At 65.9% G+C, this 8,514-nt stretch carries 9 protein-coding genes and 1 tRNA gene; 7 read left to right on the top strand and 3 right to left on the bottom strand.

Annotated features, from left to right (window positions below; translation table 11 throughout):
- The 3 genes from RMO81_RS09365 to trxA are packed head-to-tail and all read right to left on the bottom strand — an operon-like array spanning position 1 to position 1,803.
- Positions 1–192 (bottom strand): Trm112 family protein, encoded by a 192-nt coding sequence (locus RMO81_RS09365; RefSeq protein ID WP_310475572.1) that lies wholly within the window; start codon positions 190–192, stop codon positions 1–3.
- Entirely contained in the window at positions 189–887 is a 699-nt protein-coding gene (locus tag RMO81_RS09360) for an LON peptidase substrate-binding domain-containing protein (protein WP_310475571.1), read from the bottom strand. Before RMO81_RS09360 ends, RMO81_RS09365 begins: the two co-directional genes overlap by 4 nt.
- A 10-nt stretch (positions 888–897) precedes the next feature.
- Positions 898–1,803 (bottom strand): thioredoxin, encoded by a 906-nt coding sequence (gene trxA / locus RMO81_RS09355; protein ID WP_310475570.1) that lies wholly within the window; start codon positions 1,801–1,803, stop codon positions 898–900.
- Between the two features lie 149 nt (positions 1,804–1,952).
- On the opposite strand from trxA, the gene RMO81_RS09350 reads away from it, so the two are divergent.
- From RMO81_RS09350 to hisD, 7 genes are all read left to right on the top strand, one after another.
- A tRNA-Gly gene (locus RMO81_RS09350) sits at positions 1,953–2,027 on the top strand.
- A 221-nt stretch (positions 2,028–2,248) separates the two neighbouring features.
- Positions 2,249–3,211, top strand: a complete 963-nt coding sequence (locus tag RMO81_RS09345) for a cation diffusion facilitator family transporter (RefSeq protein ID WP_310475568.1) — start codon at positions 2,249–2,251, stop codon at positions 3,209–3,211.
- Positions 3,212–3,259: 48 nt separating this feature from the next.
- On the top strand, positions 3,260–4,756 hold the full coding sequence (locus tag RMO81_RS09340; RefSeq protein ID WP_310475566.1) for a CoA-acylating methylmalonate-semialdehyde dehydrogenase: 1,497 nt from the start codon (positions 3,260–3,262) through the stop codon (positions 4,754–4,756).
- 4 nt (positions 4,757–4,760) lie between these two features.
- On the top strand, positions 4,761–5,534 hold the full coding sequence (locus tag RMO81_RS09335; RefSeq protein ID WP_310475565.1) for an enoyl-CoA hydratase: 774 nt from the start codon (positions 4,761–4,763) through the stop codon (positions 5,532–5,534).
- A gap of 111 nt (positions 5,535–5,645) precedes the next feature.
- Positions 5,646–6,572, top strand: coding sequence for a 3-hydroxyisobutyrate dehydrogenase (mmsB, locus tag RMO81_RS09330; RefSeq protein WP_310475564.1), 927 nt, complete (start codon positions 5,646–5,648; stop codon positions 6,570–6,572).
- 49 nt (positions 6,573–6,621) lie between these two features.
- A complete protein-coding gene (gene hisG / locus RMO81_RS09325; RefSeq protein WP_310475563.1) occupies positions 6,622–7,284 on the top strand; it encodes an ATP phosphoribosyltransferase in 663 nt (220 codons plus the stop codon).
- The coding region (hisD, locus tag RMO81_RS09320; protein ID WP_310475573.1) for a histidinol dehydrogenase at positions 7,268–8,514 on the top strand (1,247 nt) is incomplete at its 3' end. The genes hisG and hisD, both read left to right, overlap by 17 nt.

Here is an 8,514-nt window from a genome sequence, read left to right as displayed (position 1 = left end):
TCACCCCGTCGCCGGCAGAAATTCGCGGGCGGCATCGGCAAGCAGGATCGGCACGCCGTCGCGGATCGGATAGGCGATGCCGGCGGTGTCGTTGACCAGTTCCTGGGCGGACCGGTCATAGCGCAGCGGCTGCTTGGTCTGCGGGCAGACCAGCAGGGCGAGCAGGCGCGGATCGAGCGCGGAACCGCTCATTGCAGGCTGCCACTGCCGCCGCTGCCGCCACCGAAGCCACTCCCGAAGCCTGTGGGCCCGACGGCAAAGCTCATCAGCGCGGCCAGCGTGTTTGCCCGCGCCGACAGGGTTGCGGCTTCCAGCAGCGCCTGTTTTTCGGCAGGGTCGAAGGGCAGCGCGCCCGACAGGGCCGTCACCAGCCCCTCATCGTCGGCCGATTGCACGGCCTCCCAATCCGCAGCCAGCCCGCGGGCATCAAGATAGGGGCGCAACGCCTCTTCCAGCCCGGCGCGGGTGGTCGCATCAAGCGCGTCTTCCTCGTCCCGGTCGTCGGCAAAGCCGTGATAATCGGTCATCACCTGGCGATAGAGCGTGTCGCGCTGCAGTTCTGCCCCGATTCGGAAGCGGCTGACGCCAACCAGCGCGAGCAGGATGCGGCCATCGTCGGTTTCCTGAAATTCGGTGATCCGGCCGAGGCAACCCACTGTGTAGAGGATCGGCGGCTCGCCCGGCGTCGCACTCTGCGCCTTGGGCTGCACCATGCCGATGATGCGATTGGCAGCCCCGGTGGCGGCCATGGCATCGCGCACCATCTCCAGATAGCGCGGTTCGAAGATGTTGAGCGGCTGCACCCCGCGCGGGAACAGCACCGCGCCGGTGAGCGGAAACACCGGCACGGCGGCCGGCAGCGGTTCCAGGGCTTCGCTGTCGATCATGCCTTGGTACTCATGCAAACCAGATGGCGCGCAAGGCGGCGCGGGTCTTGATGCTCCACGGGTCGGCCAGGCCAGCGGCTTCGAACATGGTGAGCAGTTTTTCGCGCGCGGCGTTTTCGTTCCACGCGCGGTCGGCCTTGATGATGGCCAGCAGATGTTCGGCGGCGGCATCGCGGTCGCTGCGACCCGCCAGAGCGCTGGCCAGCTCGAAGCGGGCAGCGTGGTCATCGGGGGCGCTGGTCACCTGTGCAACCAGCTGCGCGAGTTCGTCATCAGCCGGGGCCTCGGCGGCCAGCGCCAGCGCGGCGCGGGCGCGGATCACCAGCTCGTCCTTGCTGTCGGCAGGCAGCTGCAGCAGCACGGCGGCGGCTTCCTCGCTGCGGCCAGCGGCCAGCATCGCCAGCGCCAGTCGCGCGGCAAGGTCGTGGCGTTCGGGAATTTCATTGGCCACCGCGCCGAGCATGGCGATGGCATCATCATGCGCGCCGGCAGCCGTGGCCTCGTCGGCGGCGCCGATCAGCTGGGTGATCTGTTCTTCCAGCGCGGCTTCGTCTGCGCTGGCCGGCACGCCCACCAGCAGCTTGTCAATGAACTGCGCCAGCTGGGTTTCCGGCAGCGCGCCCTGGAAACCATCGACGGGGCGCCCATCCAGAAAGGCATAGACGGTGGGGATGGACTGGATGCGGAACTGGGCGGCCAGCGCCTGATTCTTGTCGACGTCGATCTTGACCAGCTGCGCCTTGGGCGCGCGGGCGGCGACGAGCTTTTCCAATGCCGGACCCAGCGTCTTGCACGGGCCGCACCATTCTGCCCAGAAATCGACCAGCACCAACGCCGTCTTCGATGCTTCGATCACGTCGTGGCGGAAGGCTTCGATACTGGCCTTTTCGGCGGCAGGGTTGGGAATGCTGGCCAAGGGTAATGCTCCGGGCTTTTTGACTTTCACCCATATGGGGTTGGCAATGGGGTTTTGCCAAGACGGCGGTTTCGCACAGGCCGCAGGAAAAAGGGGCTTGCAAGTTCAAAGCCCACGGTGCTAGAGGCCCCCTCCTCAATGACCGGCGAGCGGGTGTAGCTCAGGGGTAGAGCGCAACCTTGCCAAGGTTGAAGTCGAGAGTTCGAATCTCTTCACCCGCTCCAGTCATTCGCAGTGCCGCGAGCGCGCGCTCCGCGCGCCGACAGGCACCAGAACGGCCAGCGGCCGAAAAGGCGATCTCTCGGGGTCGCCTTTTTCGTGTCGACTGACGGCGTGGCTTTGCCACGCGCCTTCTTTCCTTCTTGGCACCCCAAACGGACTCGGCGGCTTTGCCGCCGGCCGTGCCCCCCTCGACACCCCCGCCCCCAAACCCCATAACACCGCCATGCACAGCCACGCCCACAGCCACCCGCTGGGCGGCCATGATCACCATGGCCACGGCCACAGCCATGCCCCGCCGGATTTCGGCCGCGCCTTTGCCATCGGCGTGGTGCTCAATCTTGCCTATGTCGGTATCGAGGCGTTTGCCGGGCTTTGGTATGATTCGATGGCGTTGCTGGCCGATGCCGGGCACAATCTATCGGATGTCGCTGGGCTGCTGATTGCCTGGGGTGGGCTCACCCTGGCCCGCCGTGCGCCGAGCGCGCGCTACACCTGGGGCCTCACCCGCTCCCCCATTCTTGCGGCGCTGGCCAACGCGCTGATCCTGTTCGCGGCCTGCGGCGGCATCATTTTCGAATCGGTGCATCGTTTGGCTGATCCGTTGCCGGTGTCGGGCACAGTGGTGATGCTGGTCGCGGCGGTCGGCGTCTTCGTGAACACCGGCACGGCGCTGCTGTTCATGCGCGGCCGCAAGGGTGATGTGAACGTGCGCGGCGCCTATCTGCACATGCTGGCTGATGCCGGCGTGTCGGCGGCGGTCGTGCTGGGTGGGCTTGTCATCCGCCAGACCGGCTGGACGTGGGTTGATCCGGTGCTGGGCCTGGCCGTGGCGGCTGTTATCCTGCGCGGCACATGGGGCCTGCTGCGCGAATCGCTGGCGCTGGCGCTGGATGCGGTGCCGCCGGGGATCGAGCCGGGTGCGGTCAACGATTGGCTCACCGGGTTGGACGGCGTGGCAGCGGTGCATGATCTCCATATCTGGCCGCAGGGCACGACCGGCGCGGTGCTGACGGCGCATCTGGTGATGCCAAAAGGCCATCCCGGCGACGAAGCGCTGGCCAATATTGCCCACGCGCTGCACCATCGTTTCCACATTGGCCATGCCACGTTGCAGGTGGAAACCGGCGCCGAACACTGCCGGCAGGCATTGGCAGAAGGGTTTGGGCCCGAGGGCCACCAGCACTGATGCAACTGTGGGTGGCACCGGTCGGCTGGCCGGAGTAGGAAACCCTTCATGCGCATCATCGACCATCACATCGCCGGATCGCCCGTGGCCGCCGGCAGCCGCACCAGCCCGGTGTATGATCCCAACAGCGGCCAGGTGCAGGCGGAAGTCCGCCTCGCCGGCGCCGATCTGCTGGAACAGGCCGTTGCCGCGGCCCGCGCTGCGCAGCCGGCCTGGTCCGCCACCAATCCGCAGCGCCGCGCCCGGGTGATGTTCAAGTTCAAGGAACTGGTCGAAGCCCGCATGGATGAACTGGCCCGCGTGCTCAGTTCCGAACATGGCAAGGTGCTGGCCGATTCGCGCGGCGACATTCAGCGCGGGCTGGAAGTGATCGAATTCTGCTGCGGCATCCCGCACGTGCTGAAGGGCGAGTTTACGCACGGCGCCGGGCCGGGGATCGATATCTGGGCTTTCCGCCAGCCTGTCGGCATCGGGGCGGGCATCACGCCGTTCAATTTCCCGGCGATGATTCCGATGTGGATGGCCGGCGTTGCCATCGCCACCGGCAATGCCTTCATCCTGAAGCCGTCGGAACGCGATCCCACCCTGCCGCACCTGCTGGGCGAGATTTTCCGCGATGCCGGCCTGCCCGAAGGCATCTTCAGTGTGGTCAATGGCGACAAGGAGATGGTGGACGCCATCATCCAGCATCCTGACATCGCGGCGATCAGCTTCGTCGGGTCTTCGGATGTGGCCGAGTATATCCACAGCAACGGCTGCGCGCGCGGCAAGCGGGTGCAGGCGATGGGCGGGGCCAAGAACCACGCCATCGTGATGCCCGATGCCGATCTGGATCAGGTGGTGCGCGATCTGGCTGGCGCGGCCTTTGGTTCGGCGGGCGAACGCTGCATGGCGCTGCCGGTGGTGGTGCCGGTGGGTGAGGACACTGCCAACGCCCTGCGCGCCAAGCTGCTGCCGGCGATCGGAAAGCTGCGCATCGGCATCAGCACTGATCCCGAAGCCGATTACGGCCCGGTGGTGACGGCTGCCCACAAGGCGAAGATCGAGAGCTACATCCAGATGGGGGTGGATGAAGGCGCCGAGCTGGTGGTGGATGGCCGCGGTTTCACCCTGCAGGGCCATGAAGGCGGCTTCTTCGTCGGGCCGACGCTGTTCGATCATGTCCACCCGCACATGCAGAGCTATCGCGAGGAGATTTTCGGCCCCGTGCTGCAAATCATGCGCGCCGCCGATTTCGAAGCCGCGCTGGCCCTGCCCAGCCAGCATCAGTATGGCAATGGCGTCACCATCTTCACCCGCAACGGCCACGCCGCACGCGAATTCGCGGCGCGGGTCAATGTCGGCATGGTCGGCGTCAACGTGCCGATTCCGGTGCCGGTGGCCTATCACAGCTTTGGCGGCTGGAAGCGCAGCGCCTTTGGCGACATCGGCCAGCATGGCATGGAAGGCGTGCAGTTCTGGACCAAGCGCAAGACGGTCACCGGGCGTTGGCCCGATGGCGGCATGGACGGGGGATCGGCGTTTGTCATCCCGACAATGGGATAGACTCATGAACTATGAAACCATCCTGGTTGAACAACGTGGCGCCGTCACGCTGGTGCGCCTCAATCGCCCGCAGGGGCTGAACGCGCTGAACAGCCAGGTGCTGGCTGATCTGATCGCCGCTTTCGCCAATTATGATGCCGATGCGGCGCAGCGCTGCTTGGTCATCACCGGCAGCGAAAAGGCCTTCGCCGCCGGTGCCGACATCAAGGAAATGAGTGGCCAGAGCTTTGCGCAGATGTATGGCGGCAATTTCTTCGCCGGTTATGATCATGTCACCGCCACCCGCAAGCCATGGATCGCGGCGGTGTCGGGCTTTGCATTGGGCGGCGGCTGCGAGCTGGCGATGATGGCCGACATCATCATTGCGGCGGAGAATGCCAAATTCGGCCAGCCGGAAATCAAGCTGGGCGTGACGCCGGGCATGGGCGGTTCGCAGCGGCTGGTGCGCGCCATCGGCAAGTCCAAGGCCATGGAAATGTGCCTGACCGGTCGCATGATGGACGCCGCCGAAGCCGAGCGTTCGGGGCTGGTGGCGCGCGTGGTGCCGACTGAAACGCTGCTTGATGAAGCGCTCAAGCTCGCCGAAACCATCGCCGGCATGGCGCCGCTGGCCAGCATCGCGGTGAAGGAAGAAATCGAAGCCGCCTTCGAGATGAGCTTGAAAGAGGGCGTCCGCTTCGAACGCCGGCTGTTTCACGGCCTGTTCGGCAGCGCCGATCAGAAGGAAGGCATGGCCGCGTTTGTGGAAAAACGCCCCGGCAACTGGACGGGGCAGTAACCGTCTGTCCTACTGCGGCAACGCCTGCCATGATGATGCCCATCCCGACTGTTACCGGGGCCCCGGCAACGGGCCGGGCATGAGACAGGCGGGCGGCTGGAAACCGGCCAGATGCGTCAAAAGTGTCAAAAGTGCAGCGCGAACCATGTGGGAGCGGAACGGATGATCATCGCCTTTATCGGGGTCGGCAACATGGGGGGCGGCATGGCCCTCAATCTGGTCAAGGCCGGCCACGAAGTCTGGGCGTTTGACCTGTCAGCGCAAGCCCTTGCACGCGTCACGGCGGGCGGGGCGACGGCGGCCAGCAGCGCTGCCGATGCCGCAGCGGGTGCCGATGTCATCATTACCATGCTGCCCGCCGGAACCCACGTGCGCGCCGCTTATGAAGGCGAATTGTTCGCCGCCGCCCAGCCGCACGCTGTGTTGATCGATTGTTCAACTATCGATGTCGCCACTGCCAAGGCCGTGGGCGAAGCCGCCGCCACGCATGGGTTGGCGATGGTCGATGCGCCGGTATCGGGCGGCACGGCGGCAGCCGATGGCGGCACGCTCACCTTCATGGTTGGCGGGCCGGATGCTGCATTCGCAATGGCGCAACCGATACTGGCAAACATGGGCAAGGCCGTGATCCACGCCGGCGGCGCGGGCATGGGGCAGGCCGCCAAGATCTGCAACAACATGATCCTGGGCGCCACCATGATCGCCACCGCCGAAGCCTTTGTGCTGGCCGAGAAACTGGGGCTGGAGGCGCAGACCTTCTTCGACATTTCGTCCAAGGCCAGCGGGCAAAGCTGGTCGATGACCAGTTACTGCCCCGTCCCCGGCCCGGTGCCGACCGCGCCGTCCAACCGCGACTATCAGGGCGGTTTTGCGGCCGCCTTGATGCTGAAAGACCTTAAACTGGCAATGGCGGCGGCGCAGGGGGCAGGTGCCAGCGTGCCCATGGGGGCGCAGGCTGAGGCGCTCTACCAGTTGCTGGTGAACAACGGTTCGGGCGGACAGGATTTTTCCGGCATCATCCGGTTGCTGCGCGGCTGATCTGCCGCGTTGGCATTTCGGTGCCAACCGCGCTATGCCGCGCCGTATCATGACGACACCGTTGATCATTGCGCTTCCCAAAGGCCGCATCCTCAAAGAGGCGCTGCCGTTGCTGGCGCGCATCGGGATCGTGCCGGAAGCCGATTTCACCGACGAGAACAGCCGCAAGCTGACCTTTGCCACCAGCCGCGACGATGTGCGGGTGATCCGGGTGCGCAGTTTCGACGTGGCGACTTTCGTGGCCTTTGGCGCGGCGCAGCTTGGCATTGCCGGCAATGATGTGCTGATGGAATTCGATTTTTCCGAAATCTATGCGCCGGTTGATCTGGGCATCGGCCATTGCCGATTGAGCGTGGCGCAGCCGGCGGCGCTCGACCCTGATCTGTCGCGGCTGAGCCACGTGCGGGTGGCAACCAAATATCCCGGCCTCACCCGCCGGCACTTTGCGGCGCGCGGCCTGCAGGCCGAGGTGATCAAATTGAATGGCGCGATGGAATTGGCACCGCTGGTCGGCCTGTCGAGCCGCATCGTCGATCTGGTTTCCACCGGCAAGACGCTGGCCGAAAATGGCCTGGTCGAAGTCGAAGTGATCGCTGAGGTCACCAGCCGCCTGATCGCCAACCGCGCCGCCTTCAAGACCGATGCGCGCGTGGTCGCCATCATTGATGCCATGCGCGAACTCACGGAAAATGGCGATGCCGCAGCGGCTTGACGCACGGCAGGCGGATTTCGCCGCCGCCTTTGCTGCGCTGGTTGATGCCAAGCGCGACGATGCCGCCGACGTGTCGGCCACCGTTGCCGGCATTATCGCTGATGTGAAGACGCGGGGCGACGCAGCGGTGGCCGAACTCACCGCCAAGTTTGATCGCTTCGATCTTGATGGCCAAGGCTGGGAAATTCCCGCCGCCGATCTTGATGCGGCGCTGGCTGGGCTTACCCCTGAACTGCGCGCCGCGCTCGATATGGCCGCCGCCCGCATTCGGGCCTTCCACGAACGCCAGAAGCCGCAGGGCAATGACGCTGTCGATGCTGCCGGCGTGCGCACCGGTGTGCGCTGGTCACCGGTTGATGCGGCCGGGCTGTACGTGCCGGGTGGCCGTGCCGCCTATCCGTCATCGGTGTTGATGAACGCCATTCCCGCCGTGGTCGCCGGGGTGCGCGATCTGATCATGGTGACGCCCACCCCTGATGGAATCGTCAACCCGCTGGTGCTGGCCGCGGCGCGGGTGGCCGGCGTGTCACGCGTGTTCCGCATCGGCGGCGCGCAGGCGGTGGCGGCGCTGGCCTTTGGCACGGCGCACATCCCGCGCGTGGATGTGATCACCGGGCCGGGTAATGCCTTTGTCGCCGAGGCCAAGCGCCAGCTTTATGGCATGGTCGGCATCGATATGGTGGCGGGGCCTTCGGAAGTGGTGATCGTGTCTGACGGCAAGTCCAACCCGGAATGGATTGCCGCTGATCTGCTGGCCCAGGCCGAACATGATCCGGTGGCGCAATCCATCCTGATCACCACCTCTGCCGCCGAAGCGGGCGCGGTGGAAACAGCGGTCGCCCGCCAGCTCGAAACGCTGCCCACCGCCGCCGTGGCCGGTGCCTCATGGCGGGATTTCGGCGCTGTCATCACGATCGCTGCACTGGCCGATGCGCTTCCACTGCTTGACGCGCTGGCGCCGGAACATGCCGAACTGATGGTGGATGACCCCGATGCGCTGTTCGCGCAGATGCGCCACGCCGGTTCCGTGTTCCTGGGTCGCCACACGCCGGAAGCCGCCGGCGATTACCTGGCTGGCCCCAATCATGTGCTGCCCACCGGCCGGCGCGCGCGCTTTGCGTCGGGCCTGTCGGTGGTGGATTTCATGAAGCGGACGACGTTTCTCGATTGCGGCCCACGCGGCCTGGCCGCCATTGGTCCGGCCGGCGCAGCGATTGCCGACGTCGAAGG

It is taken from the genome of Sandarakinorhabdus sp. (genome assembly GCF_031422795.1).
Classification (GTDB): domain Bacteria; phylum Pseudomonadota; class Alphaproteobacteria; order Sphingomonadales; family Sphingomonadaceae; genus Sandarakinorhabdus.
This window is presented reverse-complemented; position numbering and strand designations above follow the sequence as displayed.